This is a genomic window from Cytobacillus sp. FSL H8-0458, assembly GCF_038002165.1.
Lineage (GTDB): Bacteria > Bacillota > Bacilli > Bacillales > Cytobacillaceae > Cytobacillus.
The window spans coordinates 3,225,045-3,243,552 of the sequence record NZ_JBBOBR010000001.1; the positions used below are offsets into that span (position 1 = coordinate 3,225,045).

Sequence of the window (18,508 nt, forward strand, 5' to 3'; positions counted from 1 at the left end):
TTTGTTATAAAAGATAAAATCCGATTCCCATGATTACGTAAGCTGCCAGGAGAGTGGCTCCTTCAAACCAGTTGGTTTCCCCGTCATTGCCAATGACAATCATCAGCAGGACGGCCGTCACCATGGCAATCAGCTCAGGTAATGTAAAAACAAGCGGCATGGCTGTTGGGAAAAGCAGCGAAAGCAGTACAAGGACTGGCGCTACGAACATCGCAACCTGAAGTGTGGAACCAACGGCAATTTCAACAGCAATGTCCATTTTATTTTTATAAGCCATAATGATGGCAGAAGCATGCTCTGCCGCATTTCCGACGATGGCTACTATCACTACCCCAATAAACAGCTCTGTCCAGCCAAACGCTTCCCCGACTGTTTCGAAGGTGTGCACCAGATTCTCTGATACATAGGCAACGGCAATAGTCGAAATGGCAAGCACCGCAATGGCCTTCCCTTTGCTCCATTCCGGGGTTTCCTCCTCATGAGAGCTTTTGCTCTCCTCTTTTGATTGATAGACGCCCCGGTGGGTGACCAATTTGAAGAACAAAGCTGCTAAATACAGAGCGATTAAAATGACAGAAATGCCGATGCTGAACGTAATCGTTTCAGCTTCATCCATGGTCATGGAAAAAACCTCAGGGATTACAAAAGCCACAATCACCGCAAACATCAGAAGTCCTGAATTGTGGCGTGCATCAAAGACATTAAAGGACTGGGTCTTGAATTTTACTCCCCCAACGAAAAATGATAGTCCTGCCACTAAAAGTAAATTCCCCAATACGGATCCTGTAAGTGATGCAAGCACAACACTGATCAGGCCGGCCTTTAAAGCAAAAATAGATATAATCAGTTCAACCGCATTTCCAAAAGTAGCATTCAGTAATCCGCCAATTCGGGGACCCGCTACTACGGCCAGGCTTTCTGTCGCCCTTCCCATATAGCTGGCCAATGCGATAATCGTGATGCAGTATATACCAAACAGCAATATATTGGACCAGTGCATCAATGTTCCGATGACAGACAGCGGAACACCTGCAAACGCCAATACCATGAACACTTTATTTGTCATAACTTTAACTCCTTACGTTTTATAATATTTTTAGTATTGCCTGCACATTCCTGCCTATGTGATTATATGCAGAGACTTTATGTAAAACGTACTTTCTCTTTAGCCATTTTTGGAAGTACTCAAACTTGCCGCGAATGGCATACAAAAAGCTGCCGTTTAAAACAGCAGCCTTCTGAGTTACTTTATCGCATTTTTTGCTAATGCCTGAATTGTCATATCATCCATCGGCGGGTTATGCAGGCCGGCACGCACATCCCTGTAATAGCGCTGCAGCGGATTTTTTGCTGATAAACTGCGGGCACCTGCCACCCGCATGGCCAAATCGACTACTGTAATTGCCGCGTTCGTTACAGCCAGCTTGACTGCTCCCAATTCAGGCTGCATCCTGTTTCTCGTATCATCGTTTGCTTCATCCCATTTATTTGCAACTGAATAAAGGAAATGGCGTGCTCTCATGAGTTCAAATTCCATCTCGCCAATTTTTTGCTGAACATTGGGCAAATCAATGATGGCACCCTTTATGCTATTCGGGGAGTAGTCTTTCGCAAAGGTAATCGCATAATTCTGAGCAGCCTGTGCAATGCCCAAATAACAGGCCGGAATGTGGAGAAGCCAGCCGGCAGCGCCTTTTTTGCCGGGCTGAAACAGCTCAACAAGGGCCTCTTCCTTCACCCTTACATCTTTTAAAAGAAGGTCATGGCTTCCTGTTCCTCTCATAGCAATGCTGTCCCATGTTTCCTCAATCTCCAGGCCTGCAGAATTTCCCGGAATTAAAAAGTTCCCAATCTCTCCACTCTCTTCAATCGTGGCGCTCACATTGAAGTAATCCAGCACGGGGGCCATGGTTGTGAAGCTTTTCCGGCCATTAATGATCCAGGAATCCCCCTCTTTTCGTGCAGAGGTAACAGGCTTGCCTCCCCTTGTAGGGCTGCCCGTCTGCGGTTCTGTTGCACAGTTATTCATTAGGGCACCCTTTTTTACGTCTTCACACAGCTTCTTAAATACTGCCTCTTCCCAGTTGTTTTTCTCGCCAAGGCTTTTGATAATCCCCATATGCCAGCCAATGGACAGGGCGGTGGATCCATCACCTTCCGCTATCTTTTCCTGGAGGTGCAGAAATTCAGAAAGGGAGATTTCTTTACCCCCGTATTGTTTAGGGACGGTCAAGGAGGTGTAGCCGGATTCTTTTAGTTCTTTCATATTCTCAAACGGAAAAAGGCCTTCTTCATCATTTTTGGCGGCCCTTGATAAAAAATTGTGTGAGAGTTCTTGCATGAGCCTGATTCTTTCTTCGGCGGTTTTTAAGTCTTGGAATTTCAAGTCGGGGCACCTCTTTTCCACTTCAAATTCTTATTATTTGTATAGGAATTATTATACTATTATTCTCCCGCCTTTCACAAAAGTACGCTTGTATAAGAAAAGCGCAAGCGCCTTGCACACCCCCGACAAGCACAAGACGAGTCTCTCGGAAAGGCGTTTTTTGCCTTTATGGGAGGATTGGCGTGTGACCTCGAGGGGGTAGGCGCTGGAGCTAGACAGTTATCGACGTTCAAAAATTATATACTTTCTTATCTTTTTAAGAAAACAGGAAAGAGGCATCCTCTTCCCTGTCTGCGTGTTAAATAAGTTCAAATGTCTCTTCTATTTCAATGCTTCCTTCCACTGAGCGCACCATTGAACAATTCTTTCTGGTCAATTCCAATGCCTTGTGGAGTTTCGCCTCATTCAAATCCGTTCCTTTAATAATGAAGTGGATTTGCACCTTTTCCACACGGTCAGCGATTTCAGGATTTCTTTCTACACTGGTTTTTATTTGGATATCCTCGAATTCCATGCGCATTTTTTTCATGATTTTTCTCAGAACACCGCCGCTGCAAACAGCCAGCGAAGCGACAAGCAGCTGGTACGGCCTGAAGCCATACTCTTCATCCCCGGCCACCTCCAGACGCCCGAATGGCAAATCGGCATAAAAGCCTGCTTCTTCCTTCATTTTAAATTCCATGGTATTCGCCCCTTTTTATCTTATTATTAGTAGAGATTACACTATTTTGGTTTTGAACAAAACTATTATGACCATAAACTTACTCTTGCCAAGATACCTTATTCCCGATACCATCATTTAGGAGACATTTATAATTCAGTCAGAAAAAGAGGTTTTTTTATGAATAAAGAAACAATGCGTTTTTGGATTCTCATCAGCATTGTGGCCATTTCTGGCTTCAGCCAGGGAATGCTGCTGCCGTTAATTGCCATTATTTTCGAAAATGACGGCATTTCCTCCAGCTTGAATGGTTTAAATGCAACTGGTTTATATATTGGTATCCTTCTCATTTCACCTTTTATGGAATATCCATTGCGAAAATACGGCTACAAGCCGGTCATTATCCTTGGAGGGTTATTAGTTGTTGTATCTCTCATGCTTTTTCCGCTGTGGAAATCGTTTTGGTTCTGGTTCATCCTGCGGCTTCTCATCGGAATCGGCGACCATGCCCTGCATTTCGGAACGCAAACATGGATCACATCCTTTTCACCGGAAAACAAACGCGGCCGGAATATCTCCCTGTACGGACTTTTCTTCGGAGTTGGATTTGCAGTAGGTCCATTAATGGCACCGCTTGTCAAAATCAATGAAACCATGCCGTTTATCATTTCTTCTATTCTATGTCTGATTGCCTGGCTGTTTTTATTCTCTTTGAAAAATGACTTCCCTGAACAGTCCATTGAAATTAACTCATTTAGTGAAACAATGAAGCGTTTTTCAAAAGCCACGAAATATGGCTGGGTTGCCTTCTTGCCGGCAATGGGCTACGGGTTTCTTGAAGCTTCATTGAACGGCAGCTTTCCCATCTATGGCCTGCGCATCGGGCTCGAAGTTTCAAGTGTTTCCCTGCTGCTGACTTCATTTGCGATCGGGGGTATCATATTCCAGCTTCCTTTAGGGATCATGAGTGATAAATTTGGAAGGCGCCAGGTTTTAATGAGTGTTCTTTTTATCGGGTTTATCAGCTTTGTAGCTGCAAGCCTGCTTGAGGAAATCGTGCTTGCACTGACCATTTGCCTATTCATAGCAGGCATGGCCGTCGGATCAACCTTTTCACTCGGCATCACGTATATGGCAGACTTAATGCCAAAGAACCTGCTTCCAACAGGCAACCTGCTTTGCGGCGTAGCCTTCAGCATTGGAAGCCTGATTGGCCCCTACTTCGGCGGCCTTTTCATTGATTTATTTAAGACAATCAGCTTTTTCAACATTATCAGTGTGATGCTATTGATTATTTTTGGTGCCGTCACCTTTTTTGGGAATAAAGGGCAGGTATTGCAGAAAAGCCAGTCATTTTAATTTCACGTAACTGTTTAGCTTTTCTTTTCATAGGTTATATAGTAATATAAGTGTAATAGATTACCATAATTGCATAGTGCAAGCTGCATTACTGATTTTAACGCTGTCACCTATCTGGTGGCAGCTTTCGTCGTTTTTTAGGGGTATTGAATGTGATTATTCTTCTCAATAAGACAACTGAAAAAACATTAAATCCATTTTAGGAGGACAAACGATGAGTATGGAGGCAAAGGCTCTGCTTAAAAGCAGCAATCGATCTGAAGAAAGTCTATTAGAAAAAATCAAACCCCATGCTGAATTAATTGCCGCACTTCTGAGCGGTGTATTGATTCTGGCAGGCTGGCTGTTAGACCGAAGCGGAATGGAAACCCCATCGATTGCCGCTTACCTGCTGGCTTTCGTAATCGGCGGTTTTGCGAAAGCGAAAGAAGGCATCGAAGAAACCATTGAGAATAAAGAATTGAATGTTGAAATGCTGATGATCTTCGCTGCAATCGGCTCAGCAATTATCGGCTATTGGACAGAAGGCGCAATCCTGATATTTATTTTCGCAGTCAGCGGTGCTTTGGAAACCTACACCATGAACAAAAGCCATAAGGAAATCTCTTCTCTTATGGAGCTGCAGCCTGAAGAAGCCCTGAGGATCACAGACGGTTCCGAGGAGCGTGTCCATGTTTCCGAGCTGGAAATTGGGGATTTTATCCTTGTAAAGCCGGGTGAGCGGGTTCCCTCTGATGGAACCATCGTAAAAGGACATTCATCCCTGGATGAAGCCGCCATCACAGGTGAATCCCTTCCTGTTTCCAAAGGCGCAGATGATCAGGTATTTGCGGGTACTGTGAATTTGAATGGATCGATTACGGTTGAAATCACAAAACCGAATAACGAAACCCTTTTTCAAAAAATTATTGAGCTTGTGCAATCAGCTCAAAGCGAGAAATCACCTTCACAGCTTTTCATTGAAAAGTTTGAAGGCACCTATGTCAAAATTGTTTTGGCTGTAGTTGTTCTAATGATGTTTGCTCCACACTTTCTGTTAGGTTGGAGCTGGACTGAAACCTTTTACCGGGCCATGATCCTTCTTGTTGTAGCATCACCTTGTGCCCTGGTAGCGTCCATCATGCCTGCTACTTTGTCAGCCATTTCGAATGGAGCGAGACACGGCATTCTTTTTAAAGGCGGTGTGCACCTTGAAAACCTGAGTCATCTTAAAGCGATCGCCTTTGATAAAACTGGCACACTGACAAAAGGAAAACCGGAAGTAACCGATGTAGTAGCCGGGGATAGGATTTCCAGGGAGGAACTGCTTCTAAAGGTCGCATCCATCGAGAGCCACTCAAACCACCCGCTGGCTAATGCCATTGTCAAATATGCCAAGAGCACACTTTCAGAGTCCCTTATCCACCCGGAGAGCATTGAAGATGTGACCGGATTCGGGGTCAAAGCCAAGGTTGATCATGATGAATGGAAAATCGGCAAAGCCTCTTTTGTCGGTAAAACAGAGGCAAGGGCATTTGCAGCCGGAGCTGCCGACCGCATGGCAAGCGAGGGAAAGACGGTTGTATTTGTCCAGAAAAACGATGAAATCATCGGCCTTATTTCCCTGAAGGATGTTGTCCGGGAGGAAACCAAACAGGCCATTGACCTTTTAAAGAAACAGGGAATCTACACCATCATGCTGACGGGAGACAGCCAGACAACAGCAGCAGCAATTGCGGGCGAAAGCCATGTCAATGAGCATATTGCCGAATGCCTTCCTGAAAACAAAGTGGAGCATTTGAAAAAGCTCAAGGAAACATACAGCAATGTCGCCATGGTGGGTGACGGAATTAATGACGCCCCTGCCCTGGCCACTGCCAATGTTGGAATCGCCATGGGGGAAGGAACTGACGTTGCGCTTGAAACGGCTGATGTCGTTTTAATGAAAAATGACCTTCCGAAAATCGCGGAAGCCATCGATCTTTCAAGGCGCATGAATAAGATTATCAAGCAGAATGTCATCTTTTCCATCATGGTCATCATGTTTCTAATTGCATCCAACTTCCTGCAGCTGCTTGACCTTCCTTATGGAGTAATCGGCCATGAAGGGTCAACCATTTTGGTTATTTTAAACAGCCTGAGGCTGTTAAGATCATAAGGAAAGCCTGGGAACTCAGATTCCCAGGCTTTTTTATGTCTGGCGCAAGAAGCCTACCCCCTCGAGGTGTCGGGGGTGAGCACCAAGGGAAAGCTTCCTTGGATGTTCTTCGCAGGAACAAGCGTTTTTGGCTTGTTCCGAAGGCGCTTCCGCTTTTCTTTTTAGTGATAGCCGTTCTGCCCGTTAGCAGATCCGGATGTTTTTTGTTTTGGTTTGTTTTTGCCTTTTTGCTTAGTGCCACCGTCTTTTTTCGTGTGCTTTGTCATATCGGTTCCCTCCAATGAATTCATTTTCCCCCATTACTATTGTGTTACGGAGAGAGACTTTTTAAGAAGGAAACTTTTATCAGCAATCCTCTTTATTGATCTTCGAATAGGTGGCATTGATTTCCCCGCCAAGAATGATGATAATGCCGGATAAGTAAAACCAGATCATAAGCACGATTATGGCCCCAATGCTTCCATATGTCGCGGAGAAATTGCCGAAGCTGCTGACATAGTATGAAAAGGCAAGGGATGAAAGCACCCAGCCGACTGTTGCGAAAATAGCACCAGGCACAGCGCTGATACAGGTTAGTTTTTTATTGGGGGCAATCCAGTACAACCCTGTAAACACCACAAAAAGGATAAATGGACTCACTAGCCAGCGAACCATATTCCATATCGCCAGGAATTGGCCTGACAAACCAAATTCCGAAGAAATAAATAAGCCAATCTGTCTTCCGAAAACAGGAAGAAGCAGAGCCAGTACAAACACAAAAATCATCGCAAACGTAAGCAGTATCGCCATCCCGCGTGCAATTATAAAATGACGGGTTTCCTTTACATCATACGCCTTATTAAAAGCCTTCACCACGGCATTGATTCCGTTTGAAGCTGACCAGAGTGTTGCGATGATTCCGAAGGAAAGCAGCTTTCCATTCCGCTGCGTAATTTCATAAATATTGGTTTCAATGAGCCTCATTGTCTCTCCCGGCGCAAAATCACGGACAACATTTAAGATATCCTGCTGCGTAATCGGCAAATAAGGAACGAGTGTGACCAGGAAAATCAGCAAAGGGAAAAGAGAGAGAAGAAAGAAATAGGCCAATTGGGCAGCAAGTCCAAATACATCATCTTCCTCTACTCTTCTCCATAAGTTTGGAATCAGAGCCGAAAAAGTTCGTCCCATTCCAACACCTCACTTGTTATTAATGCGGAATCTTAACCGAATCGTCAGCAGGTTTTTCCGGCAGTTCGTCTGATCCCTTCAGCTTTATATCTGAAAAGGCCTGCTTTGTGTTCTGAACAATCTGTGTTACTTCCGGTGCCATTTCTCTTATTTCTTCCACAGTGCCAGTAATAAAAGCGACGTCTTCACTAACCTGGTCAATAGCGGTTTTGACCTTATTGGAAACATCCTTCACCTGATTCACTGCTTCACTTGGGTGTTTTAAGTAATAGCCGACATTGCTGGACGTTTTCCGGCAATTGTCAAAAACCGTTTCCCTTGTGGATTTGTCAAGAAGGCTTAGCGCACCGCCTGCAAGCGCTCCATATAGTACACCTTTCCAAAACAATGATTTCCCCATATTTTATTCTCCTTTAGTAAAATTATTATATGAAAATTTTATTCAATTTTTCCCTTTTTTTCGTTTAACGAAACCTGACTTGTCCTTTTCCTGTATTTTCATATGTAATTTGTACATGGTTCTCCTTTATTTTCTACTAATTTCCATGGTACATGCAAGCCTAATTTAAGTTGACAATTTGCAGATATCGTGGAAAGATGATAAGAAAAGTGTGTTCGTCCTAATACATAGCTATGAGAGGGTGTCTGTAATGAATAATTTATCTGAGAAATCGGTTGAGAATGTGGAGTTTATGATTGAGGCTATTAAGGAGAAGCTGAAGGTTTTGAATTTAGGTGCTATTAAGCCTTCACATTTTGATGAGGAAATGTATGAGGAATTAAAGGATATTTATGATCTTGTCATGAAAAAGGATTCGTTTAGTCCGAATGAGATGCAGGCTTTGGTGGAAGAACTTGGGAATTTGAGGAAGAATAAATAATTTGGGAGCAGCCTTTTGAGGGCTGCTTTTTGTTAACCAACATAAAACCCCCTGCCAAATCAGGCAGAGGGCTGTCCATTTCATTAACCTAACAATTTAAGCGATTCACGTGTGAATGCCGGAATATCGTCCGGCTGGCGGCTTGTGACGAGCTGGTTTTGGCAGACGACGACTTCTGAGTCCTGGAATTTGGCTCCTGCGTATTCCATATCGACCTGAATGGATTTGTAGCCGGTTGCGTCGCGGCCTTCAAGAGTCTTGGCTGTCAGCAGCAGCTGCGGTCCGTGGCAGATCGCGAAAACTGGTTTCTTTTCGTCCATGAAGGATTTTGTAAATTTAACAAATCGATCATCAGCACGAAGCTGATCCGGTGAGAATCCGCCTGGCAGGAACAGTGCATCAAAGTCCTGAGGATTTACGTTATCAATGCTCTGATCTATTTGAACAGTGGCTTCACCCTGTTTGCCCTTAACGGATTTGCCTTGTTCCTTTTCGATTGTAACCACTTCATGCCCTGCTTCTTTGAAGCCTTTAGCAGGTTCCGTGTATTCACTATCCTCGAACATCTCGGTAATTAAGCATGCGATTTTTTTACTCATCTATACCATCTCCTTTTAAAAATCTTCACATAAGGAGATTTCCCTGAATGAACAATCTTAAACGTAAAAAAGCATGTTACACTCCACTGTCCATTCTTCTCGCAAAATCAACAAACCTGAATTTGTCCGGCCTGTGCCTGGATTCTGTGTACTGAAAGAGAGTAGCATCATCGAAATAAATATAATTTTTCACCACGACAATGGCATGGAATCCTTCCATATCCAGGAGCCTGCGATCTTCGGCAGTCGGTTCTTCCACTGTAAATTCCTTTTTGGCAAAGCTTATTTTTTTCCCGAGTTCACCCTCAATGTAGGCAAAAATAGAGCTTTGGCATATTTCTCTGGTTAAGCCCGGGACATATTTATCAATTAAAAAATCCTTGTCCAAAATGATCCGCTCATCTTCGATTTTCCGGACACGGTACACTTTCCATACCTTTTCATCTTTATCAATATGAAGATGCTTCATCTTTTCTGCGTCAGGCTGAATAAGTGAAAATTCGTCCACAATTGTTTCAGCACGCTGGCCCATTTTTCCGGCCAGCTCTTTAAAGCTGACCAGGCCCGATATGGGGAACTGCAGCTTTTTTAAATCAAGAACCATCGAGCCCTTTCCGCGGATTTTCTGAATAAATCCGTTTTGCGCAAGCAAATTTAAGGCCTTTCGGATGGTTTCCCTTGAAGTGGAATACATCTCCGTCAATTCATGTTCAGATGGCAGAATAGATCTGGCGGGATACTTGCCTTCCTGGATTTGCTGGGCAAGCTCCTCATAAATCACTAAATATTTATTATTTCTCATTTCAATCACCATTTCAGTCAAGTTAACACCATTCTACCATTAAACGGGCTTGCTTTCATTTACCGGTTGGACAGCTGGATAAAATACCAGCCACCTTCTGTTACAACCGGCTTGAAGGTTTTCACTTTCAGCTTCAGCTCTTTAGCGAGCTGGTGAATGTCCTCCTCTGTTGGGGTTGGATATAAATTTTCAAAGGCTGAAAAGAAGCTGTTAAACACGCTTGAAAACTCCTCGCCTTTTTTTGAATGCAGAATGGGTGTGATAATCGTAATGGATCCTTTCCGGCTAAGCCAGCTTTTCAATCGGGACAGCAGCTGTTTGCGATCCTCCGGCTGGATATAGTGAAGCAAATTATTGACCATAATTAAATCAGCCTGATGCTCAGGGGAGTATTCATGAACATCTGCTGTCACAATATTAATGTTGGGAATATCTTTGCAATTGGTTCGGGCAGATTCTGCGACATCTTCATTAATTTCAATTCCCGCCAGTTTTGCATGGGGGAACTTCTGGCTGATTCTGCTTAAATAGCCGCCTTCCCCACAGCCAATGTCAATGATTCGTTCCATTTTATTTTTCTTAATGGTTTTCATAAGCCGCGGCAGGGCAAGCTGTTCAAGCAGTGATGAAGTTCTTGCGACAGTCGGTCCATGCTCTTCATGGTCAAAAGTGTTTTTCGTATTGGAACGGAGCAGTTCTGGATAAGAGAGTAAAGTCGGGATATGCAATTCCATCATTTCCTTCAGGATGATTCCTGTGGAACGGGGGTTTTGGGGCGTGGACGGAAGGCTGAATTTAGATGCTGTCTTGATTTTATCCTTCCCCTTCTTTTTCAAATGGCGGATCGCCAGCCCCACCTCCACCCATCTTAAGAGCAGCTCCTCCTGAAGATTTCTGCTTGAGGCCACTTCTTTTACCGTTCTCCAGCTGCGGAACTGGGAAAAAAGGTCCAGCTCAAATCCAACATATGCATGCCAGCTGTATAAAAAGGGCTGGTTCTTTTTCATCCAATTTCGTGCTTTTAGCAATCTCACATATTCATTTATCATGGCTGTTCAACCTTCTTCCAGGGATAGTCTTCTTGTTCTGTATAAAAATAATGGCTTTTATCGGCAGCTGATAATTCTGTTTTTCTTGCCGGCAGCATTCCCGCCTGAATCAATCGGTCCCAAAGGCTCTCTGGCCAATATCCAAGACCTGAAACATTCAACATTTGCTTATATTGCAGGGTTTTATCTCTTTCGATCTGCTTCAGGCCTTTGCGGCGTATTCCTGTAATCACCCGGTTGGAATAGGAATAGGCTATGGCGGATAAATGGCTGAGGCTGATCATGTTTTCAGCGCGTGGCTTCCGGACTTTTTCATACCATTTAAGCTTGTCCGGCGCAATACTTCCGCTCTCATACATCTCTGCAAGCAATTCGCCCAGCACATCCGCATCCTGAATCGCCATGTTCATTCCTTCCCCTGCCATCGGGTGAACCGTATGGGCCGCATCGCCCAGGATAGCAAGTCTTCCATCCACATATTTATCTGCATAAAAGGCTGTCGGAATCATTAACTGAATATCCTTCCAATTTTTCAGCCTGGTCACATACCCTTCCAACTCAGGAAAAAGCTCTACATAATTTTTATGGAAATAGTGAATTCCTTTTTTTTGATGCTCCTTATACGTGCCCTCCGGAATTAAATAAACAGATCTTACTTTCGCATCCGGCAGCGGAAATAATCCGAGGAACCGCTCATCCTTAGAAATGATTTTCCCTTCCTCCAAGGATTGAGGGCGGGGGAAGGTGACCGTTAAAAATTGATGGTTATACTCAATCTTTTTAATTTTGCTGTTCATTTCTTTTCTGGTAATGGAGTTTCTTCCTTCAGCGCCTATATAAAAATCAGCACTTACTGTAAGCTGCTCCTTTACATCCTTCCGCTCAACCAGTAAATCGCCATTGTCATAACCTTTTGCCAGGGACCCTGACAGATATTGAAAGTTTGGATATTGAAGCCCCTGATTAAGAAGGATTCCTTTCAGCTTTTCATGCTCGATCATAAGCGAGTAATCATAATCTCCCGGCAGAATGCTGTAATCCATGGCAAACTCTTTTTCCCCTTCCTCAAACGCAATTCGGGAAAATGAAAAGCCGTTATCAAGGATTTCACGCAGTACATCCAGCTCCTCAAAAATTTTCAGGCTCTTCGGCTGCAGGAGTTCCCCCTTATAAACGGAAGATGGGGCATCCAGCTTCTCCATTACGATGACATCAATATTGGCTTGAGCCAGCTTCAATCCCAGCGTCAAACCGCCAATCCCACCGCCCACAATTGCAACCTCTGTATTCAAGGACATGTTTCCACCACCTTTGCCTTTTATTTAACCTCCTTTTTAAAAAGCAAAACCAATGGATATGCTGATATTACAAAGTCTGGAAAAAATTATAAGAACAAACTTTTAAAAATAGGAGTATGATTGTGATAGACACCTATATTTTCAAAATCCTGTATAATAGTGAGAGTAAAATCAATTAACGTACCCTTAGGGCTATATATAGCAATACCACAGTCTAACGGGCAGTAAGATCCCCACTAGAAACTGCAGTAAAATTCAAAGGTGAATTAACGGGGCCCAAACTGCCCGTAAAGGCTCGATTAGTTCAACTAACCAACTAGCGGGAAAACCCCCACTGATTGGAGTTTCACTTTAATTTTGGAGGCAATAAAATGAGAGAAATAGCAGTCGAACAATATATCCAAATGGACAACGCAGTTCCGGTCGATGTCAGGTCTCCAATCGAATTTGAGGAGTGCAGCATTCCCGGTGCTGTCAATGTGCCGCTTTTCACCAATGAAGAGCGTGTGGAAATCGGAACACTATATAAGAAAGAAGGATCTGATGCAGCGAAATGGAGAGCGATGGAAATCGTTTCACCTAAAATTCCGTCCATGATGCAGAAAATCAGAGACCTGAAAAATGATGGCCTTCAGCCTGTCATTTACTGCTGGCGCGGCGGCATGCGCAGCAAAGCGGTTACTACATTTATCACATATGCCGGTGTTTCGATCCCTCGTTTAATTGGAGGATACAGAGCTTACCGTCAATATATTCTGGAAAACACAGCAAGCCTGATTCCTGAAAAAGCAGTTGTTCTGCACGGAATGACCGGCGTCGGGAAAACGGATGTTCTGAAGGTGTTAAGCGAAAAAGGCTATCCTGTTATTGACCTGGAAGAAATGGCGGGACACCGCGGATCGATTTTCGGTTCCTTTGGCATGGGGTACGGCAGCACACAAAAAACATTTGATGCACTATTGTATCAAGCCCTTTCTGAGGTTAAAGGCTACCCTTATATTATTATGGAAGCCGAGAGTAAGCGGATTGGCAAGGTGGTTCAGCCGGATGAGCTGCTGGATACTAAAAAAACCGCAATCCACATTGATATGTTTGCAAGCATCGAATCCCGTGTCCAGCGTATTCTGAGGGACTATGTGGAACCATATCAAAAAGAAGAATGGTTCAAGCCAAAAGTGGATGAAAGCCTCGTTTTTATTAAAAAACGTCTGAAAGATACTGAAATCCGCGAGCAGCTTGATGAATCAGCTCAAACGGAGAACTACGAACTATTTATCAAGCTTTTATTAGAATACTATTACGATCCGCGCTATGCTTTTAAACAGCATGACTATGAGGGCGAATTCCACCATGTGAATGCTGATAATGTGGAAACAGCTGCACAGCAAATTATTCAAATAATTGAGAAGCAAAATGCTCCCGTCTTATGACGCGGAGCATTACTTTTTGAGAGCGACAAAAGATATATTTTTATAAAACACAGATAACTAACTATTTAAATCGGTTGACACTGTGGTATGATGATAATAATATTGAACAAAACGTTCTTAATATGGAACTCATTATGATAAAATCCTATTACATACAAAATAAGGTGTGTGGTATACGATGATCGGTGATCGTGTAAAAAAACTTCGCCAGGAAAAGAAAATGTCCTTATCCGAGCTTGCGGACCAGGCCGGTGTCGCAAAATCATACTTAAGCTCACTTGAGCGCAACCTGCAAACCAACCCTTCTATTCAATTCCTTGAAAAAATCGCGGGTGTTCTGAATGTTCCCGTTGACCATCTGATCCATGAGCAGATTAACAAGGATGACCTAGATTCCGAATGGATGAAAATTGTGAAAGAAGCGATGGAGTCTGGTGTTTCAAAGGAACAGTTTCGGGAGTTTTTGGATTTTAATAAATGGAGAAGCGGACAAAAATCATAATTGCAATGAGCCTGAATGCACAGGCTTATTTTTTTGGCAAAATAAAAAGCATTTCCATATAGAGATGTCTCTAACAGAAATACTTAGCCATACCGGATATTAAGCTTCGATCAGAACCTCTTTGGCTCTGTTATTATGTAAAAACTCTCTAATTTCTTCCTTTTGCAATCCTAAGTTTCTTGCTTCCATAATTAACTGCAGCCACTCCAAATCAATTCCTTCGACCTTAACATTTTGCTCTGTCAAAACTCTTCCCCCCAGGATACGTATCGTATTCCAGGCAATCCAGCCATCGTAGTATTTTTCAACACCTTAGACCCGCGACTTTGCGTCCCCATCTTTCAATGAGTTTGCCTTTTTCTGCGCCTATCGACTCAAAGAAATATTTTCCATAGATGTATTCTACTATGACCATATTGCTAACATTGTCAGGTTTTGTAATTTTTATTAATTATTTTAATATTAAATTAATTTGTTTTTCGACATAATCCTAATACTTTTTATGTATTTGATTACCTGAACCCCTCATCTTTTACAGTAAGTTGTTATTTATGGTCGAACTCCTTTTGGAGTAGTAGGAAAGTCCGATTCTTTTTCTGTAGTTTTTGCTGACTTGTTTTATTGTATAGGTGTGCGGGATTTTGCATTTCTTAAAGGTCGTGTGGACTGGTTCAAGAGTCATAGCATCCAAGAAGATTTCATTCGTTAAATCAGTGTGGCAAATCGGGCATAGCCAGCCTTCCAATTCACTGCTGCTGTATGAAGGTTTGTGGCATTTATGGCAGATCTTTCGATACATTTTCAGCCTCCTCATTTGACTAAGGATAGTAATTTCACTCTATCGGTTATTAAGATAGAGCTTCATAAATCCATAAAACATGAAATACTAATATGAATGAATAAAGATATGCTGCACCTTTTGCCACTACCTTTACTTTAGTTTGCGGCGGAAAATTAATCGAAGTTGACAGCAGGATTAAAAAGCATGAAAGAACAGCTTTAACAGAAAGAAATAATAGGGGTTCTATCGTATAGAGAAAATCCATAATTGGATTCACTTCTTCAATCAGTGAAAGTTTCATTCCAAAGAACGTCAAGAGACCATCCAAAAAATTAATGAAGGCAAGATACTGCAGAATTTTTTTCATAAGTTCACCGCTTAATGTGTAGCTTTTTGATTATATTCATTAACTGCTTAGATAAGTTCTAAACGCGAATAAAAATTAAGGCCTTAAAGAATCAGTTCCTCAGGCCTTAATCTAAGTTTCACTCCGCAGCCTTCTATAACGCCATAATAAAATTACGCTTCCGGCACCTAAAAATAATGTACCGATAAGTAATAAATTGTAATTATTAGTTGCAGTATTTGGGAGCTTATTAACCTTCTCTGGAATTACCGTGGCATCTGTGGATGGTGGTGAATTATTAGTTCCCCCTCCAGAATTATTATTATCTCCTGATCCGGGAGTCTCGTTGCCGGTTCCTTGTTCACCTGTTGCCTCGGCAAGAAAAATGATTTCAACCTCTGCAGCAGAGTTTTGAAATTCATTTCCTAAATGCTCTGGCAATGTTACTTGGAAAAATAAAGTTTCTTCTGTCCCTTTCGCTAATTCTCTGGGAGAGAAACCTTTAAAATCTTTAAGTTTTCCTTCGTAAAGCATCTTTGTATCTTTTTTAACCTCAAGCTCTAATTCCTCAAAAAGTCCTTTAATAGACTTTGATTTTCCAATGTTAGAAGTATATTTAAAATCTTGATTGCCATCATTTTTTATTGTGATATTTCGGGGCATCCAATCGCCCGGTTTTAAATTATCTACCTGAAATAGGTACCTATTTGAGTTCTCTAAGTTCGTATTAATATCAATATCTTTGTCCACTGCTAATGCAGTTTCGTTTCCAAAAACAATTAAGATAACAAAGCTATAAATAATAAATATTTTTATAGGTTTTGCCAGCAGACTTTTAACTTTCATGGCATTCCCTCACAACAATAGATTTAACAAAAGGCGGGAATTTAATTCCCCCCCTTTGTTTTGAAAAACTATTATCTTGCAACACCAGCGCCTTGCTTACCGTTAAATGTCCACTCAAGTTTTAAAGAGTCACCTTGGAATTTATTTTGATCCTGGCCATTATCTACAAACTCGAATTGAACATAAAGTTTGTCTCTAGTTCCTGCCGCCAACTTACCTCCTCGTTCTCCAAGGTAAGCGCTCCAGAAATTACCCGAGATAACATCTGGACTCATAGTTTTTAGGTCTGAAAGAGTGGTTGACCAAACAGGCACGTCAACTTTATCAGCATTAAGTAAGAAATTGACACGAATATATTTTCCAAAATCTTCGCTATTATTATTATTTGCATCCGTTACAGTATAGTTTGTGCTCATATCTATTGTAGCAATATCAAGTGAACCACCATTAACCAAGTCAAATGAACGAAGCATTGTATCACCGGGCTTAATATTATTTACATTTATAATTGTTGTAGGGTCTACGTTTAAATCTAAAGTTCCAGCAGCAAATGTTGCATCAGCTGTTGCAGTGTCACTGAAGTATGCAAATGTACCCCCACCAACTAATGAAATACCAAGTGCTGCAGATGCAATTCCCATACCTAACTTTTTCTTAAGATTCATAATAAATTTCCTCCTCTTACCCCTTTTTGGGTATGTATAATTTTATATATTGACCCCTGTATTTCTACAGGGAGTGCAACCAAATTAAGCAGTTTTTTCTTCTGAATCAGCTTTGTTTCTTTTAGGATCAATTTCTCTTATAGCCTGGAAGATGCTGAATGCTGCATACCCTAGAAGTAGTAAACCTGGGCCAATAAGCAGAATAGCACTACCTTCTTTTGATTGAGCAAAATCTATAAAATATCCCACATAAGGAAGGGTGAAGCCAGTATAAATAGCTCTTACATTTTCAGATAGCACAGGCTCCATGTCTGCAGTTTTGTTGTTATCTCCCTTTGTTTCATACATGACATGATCTCCGCTGCTGCTGACACCGATTACTCGGTGAGTAATTAATTTTTCTTCGCTAGCCTGGAATGTAATGACATCATCTTTCTTGAGAGCCTTGCTTTCTTTGGAGCTAAGCGGCTTTACTGCAATAACAGACCCAGTTTGGAAGGTAGGCTCCATAGAGCCTGATAATACTGTCTTAAGCTGATATCCAAAGGCCTGCGGCTCTCCTCCTGACGCTTTGGAGGAGACCACTAAAAAGGCCATTAAAATTAAATTAATGAATAGTACCGCTGTTATAATGTTGCTTATAATTTTCAATGCTTTTTTCAAGCTATTCACCTGCCTCATTTGAGCTTTCTTCAGAATTAACCGGAGCTTCTGATGCCTTAGCCTTGGTATCTTCCGGCTTTGATTCTTCTATTGGTTTCTCTTGTGGCTTTTCTTCAACTTTAGACTGTTCTACTTTCTGCCCTTCTTTTGGTTCTTCTGCTGGTTTTTGCTCAGGATTCTCTTGAGGTTTATCTTTTGCTGATTCAGCTGCTTCTTTTTCAGCCTCCTCGGTCTTATTGCTTTCTTGTTCAGTTGCAGTCTCTTCTGTTACTTCTGCCTTTTGTTCGGTTTTCTCTTCTTCCACGGTAGAAGTTTCATCTGACTCTAAACTAACTTTTATTTCTTCACTCCAGAGGTCTACATTCCCAGGATGATCTTTGTGCTGATAGGCTTTAAACATATAGGATCCACTTTGCTGAGGAGTAAATGAAACTTCTATTATTTTTCCTTCTTTAATAGGAGCAAATGTCAGCACTCCACCTACAGACTTTCCTTCCTTGGGATTCCCTTTCTCGTTGTAATAAATTTCATATGTTCCATTCGTTTTCATATCTGACCCTGTATTTTGAATGGTTGCATATATCTTCTGTCCATCATATTTTTGTCCAATGAATTTTAGAGAGCTGCAATCCCATTCCCCATGCTTCTCCCCTTTAGAACACCCAGGCTCTTCTGTCTCCCAGGTACCGGCTTGAATGGTTCCAGTTACGGTATCCCTATCACTAAAATAGGCATTCGTCTGCCCAGTCAGAGTTGCCGACATCCCAATAAGCAGATACCAGGCAGCCACAAACTTAAATGAGAGCAATAGGATCTTATTCTTCTTCCCAAACTTTCTAATGCGTTTGTATCGTATAAGAACCCCCTCCTAGCGAGTTGATGTTCTTTGGATTTATCCGTTTCGTTCTTTTTATCGAACCGATAAGTCGAGTA

The 18,508-nt window shown here is 42.1% G+C and carries 21 protein-coding genes and 1 riboswitch; of the genes, 5 read left to right on the forward strand and 16 right to left on the reverse strand.

Features of this window, described 5'->3' with window-relative positions; all coding sequences use genetic code 11:
* Nucleotides 1–4 precede the first annotated feature (4 nt).
* The 3 genes from cax to NYE23_RS15835 form a co-directional block, all read right to left on the reverse strand.
* On the reverse strand, nt 5–1,066 hold the full coding sequence (gene cax / locus NYE23_RS15825; RefSeq protein ID WP_341079164.1) for a calcium/proton exchanger: 1,062 nt from the start codon (nt 1,064–1,066) through the stop codon (nt 5–7).
* 177 nt (nt 1,067–1,243) lie between these two features.
* A complete protein-coding gene (locus NYE23_RS15830; protein WP_341079166.1) occupies nt 1,244–2,386 on the reverse strand; it encodes an acyl-CoA dehydrogenase family protein in 1,143 nt (380 codons plus the stop codon).
* Between the two features lie 298 nt (nt 2,387–2,684).
* Complete coding sequence (locus NYE23_RS15835) at nt 2,685–3,068, reverse strand: OsmC family protein (protein ID WP_048010420.1); 384 nt, start codon at nt 3,066–3,068, stop codon at nt 2,685–2,687.
* 159 nt (nt 3,069–3,227) lie between these two features.
* Here NYE23_RS15835 and NYE23_RS15840 point away from each other — a divergent pair, with 159 nt between their 5' ends.
* Entirely contained in the window at nt 3,228–4,406 is a 1,179-nt protein-coding gene (locus NYE23_RS15840) for an MFS transporter (protein WP_341079169.1), read from the forward strand.
* A 214-nt stretch (nt 4,407–4,620) separates the two neighbouring features.
* Nucleotides 4,621–6,543 carry a heavy metal translocating P-type ATPase gene (locus tag NYE23_RS15845; RefSeq protein ID WP_341079170.1) on the forward strand — a complete coding sequence of 641 codons (1,923 nt, stop codon included), beginning with the start codon at nt 4,621–4,623 and terminating at the stop codon, nt 6,541–6,543.
* Between the two features lie 345 nt (nt 6,544–6,888).
* On the opposite strand, the gene NYE23_RS15850 is transcribed toward NYE23_RS15845, so the two are convergent.
* Entirely contained in the window at nt 6,889–7,713 is an 825-nt protein-coding gene (locus tag NYE23_RS15850; protein WP_341079171.1) for a YihY/virulence factor BrkB family protein, read from the reverse strand.
* 19 nt (nt 7,714–7,732) lie between these two features.
* Nucleotides 7,733–8,113: a YtxH domain-containing protein gene (locus NYE23_RS15855; RefSeq protein WP_341079173.1), complete on the reverse strand. Its 381-nt coding sequence runs from the start codon at nt 8,111–8,113 to the stop codon at nt 7,733–7,735.
* 250 nt (nt 8,114–8,363) lie between these two features.
* Between NYE23_RS15855 and NYE23_RS15860 the strand changes: the two genes are divergently transcribed.
* Nucleotides 8,364–8,594 carry a DUF1128 domain-containing protein gene (locus NYE23_RS15860; protein ID WP_035326433.1) on the forward strand — a complete coding sequence of 77 codons (231 nt, stop codon included), beginning with the start codon at nt 8,364–8,366 and terminating at the stop codon, nt 8,592–8,594.
* An 83-nt stretch (nt 8,595–8,677) separates the two neighbouring features.
* Here NYE23_RS15860 and NYE23_RS15865 read toward each other — a convergent pair whose 3' ends face one another.
* The 4 genes from NYE23_RS15865 to NYE23_RS15880 form a co-directional block, all read right to left on the reverse strand.
* Complete coding sequence (locus tag NYE23_RS15865; RefSeq protein WP_341079176.1) at nt 8,678–9,193, reverse strand: type 1 glutamine amidotransferase domain-containing protein; 516 nt, start codon at nt 9,191–9,193, stop codon at nt 8,678–8,680.
* 76 nt (nt 9,194–9,269) lie between these two features.
* Nucleotides 9,270–9,995: a trehalose operon repressor gene (treR, locus tag NYE23_RS15870; RefSeq protein ID WP_341079177.1), complete on the reverse strand. Its 726-nt coding sequence runs from the start codon at nt 9,993–9,995 to the stop codon at nt 9,270–9,272.
* A gap of 59 nt (nt 9,996–10,054) precedes the next feature.
* Nucleotides 10,055–11,044 carry a class I SAM-dependent methyltransferase gene (locus tag NYE23_RS15875; protein ID WP_341079179.1) on the reverse strand — a complete coding sequence of 330 codons (990 nt, stop codon included), beginning with the start codon at nt 11,042–11,044 and terminating at the stop codon, nt 10,055–10,057.
* The gene (locus NYE23_RS15880; RefSeq protein ID WP_341079180.1) at nt 11,041–12,342 is read right to left on the reverse strand and encodes an NAD(P)/FAD-dependent oxidoreductase; all 1,302 of its coding nucleotides are present in this window, start codon (nt 12,340–12,342) and stop codon (nt 11,041–11,043) included. Before NYE23_RS15880 ends, NYE23_RS15875 begins: the two co-directional genes overlap by 4 nt.
* Before the next feature lie 371 nt (nt 12,343–12,713).
* On the opposite strand from NYE23_RS15880, the gene mnmH reads away from it, so the two are divergent.
* Nucleotides 12,714–13,772, forward strand: coding sequence for a tRNA 2-selenouridine(34) synthase MnmH (gene mnmH / locus NYE23_RS15885; protein ID WP_341079181.1), 1,059 nt, complete (start codon nt 12,714–12,716; stop codon nt 13,770–13,772).
* Between the two features lie 178 nt (nt 13,773–13,950).
* Nucleotides 13,951–14,274, forward strand: coding sequence for a helix-turn-helix domain-containing protein (locus NYE23_RS15890; protein ID WP_221880714.1), 324 nt, complete (start codon nt 13,951–13,953; stop codon nt 14,272–14,274).
* A gap of 99 nt (nt 14,275–14,373) precedes the next feature.
* Here NYE23_RS15890 and NYE23_RS15895 read toward each other — a convergent pair whose 3' ends face one another.
* From NYE23_RS15895 to tapA, 7 genes are all read right to left on the reverse strand, one after another.
* Nucleotides 14,374–14,520 (reverse strand): anti-repressor SinI family protein, encoded by a 147-nt coding sequence (locus NYE23_RS15895; RefSeq protein WP_341079183.1) that lies wholly within the window; start codon nt 14,518–14,520, stop codon nt 14,374–14,376.
* Nucleotides 14,521–14,550: 30 nt separating this feature from the next.
* Nucleotides 14,551–14,639: riboswitch (cyclic di-GMP riboswitch) on the reverse strand.
* Nucleotides 14,640–14,806: 167 nt separating this feature from the next.
* The gene (locus NYE23_RS15900; protein ID WP_341079185.1) at nt 14,807–15,073 is read right to left on the reverse strand and encodes a hypothetical protein; all 267 of its coding nucleotides are present in this window, start codon (nt 15,071–15,073) and stop codon (nt 14,807–14,809) included.
* A gap of 49 nt (nt 15,074–15,122) precedes the next feature.
* On the reverse strand, nt 15,123–15,422 hold the full coding sequence (locus tag NYE23_RS15905; RefSeq protein WP_341079187.1) for a DUF5658 family protein: 300 nt from the start codon (nt 15,420–15,422) through the stop codon (nt 15,123–15,125).
* A 111-nt stretch (nt 15,423–15,533) separates the two neighbouring features.
* Nucleotides 15,534–16,247: an LPXTG cell wall anchor domain-containing protein gene (locus NYE23_RS15910; protein ID WP_341079188.1), complete on the reverse strand. Its 714-nt coding sequence runs from the start codon at nt 16,245–16,247 to the stop codon at nt 15,534–15,536.
* A gap of 71 nt (nt 16,248–16,318) precedes the next feature.
* A complete protein-coding gene (locus tag NYE23_RS15915) occupies nt 16,319–16,912 on the reverse strand; it encodes a CalY family protein (protein WP_341079190.1) in 594 nt (197 codons plus the stop codon).
* Nucleotides 16,913–16,996: 84 nt separating this feature from the next.
* Nucleotides 16,997–17,575: a signal peptidase I SipW gene (sipW, locus tag NYE23_RS15920; RefSeq protein ID WP_341079191.1), complete on the reverse strand. Its 579-nt coding sequence runs from the start codon at nt 17,573–17,575 to the stop codon at nt 16,997–16,999.
* A gap of 1 nt (nt 17,576) precedes the next feature.
* Nucleotides 17,577–18,431, reverse strand: coding sequence for an amyloid fiber anchoring/assembly protein TapA (gene tapA / locus NYE23_RS15925; RefSeq protein ID WP_341080760.1), 855 nt, complete (start codon nt 18,429–18,431; stop codon nt 17,577–17,579).
* Nucleotides 18,432–18,508: the final 77 nt, after the last annotated feature.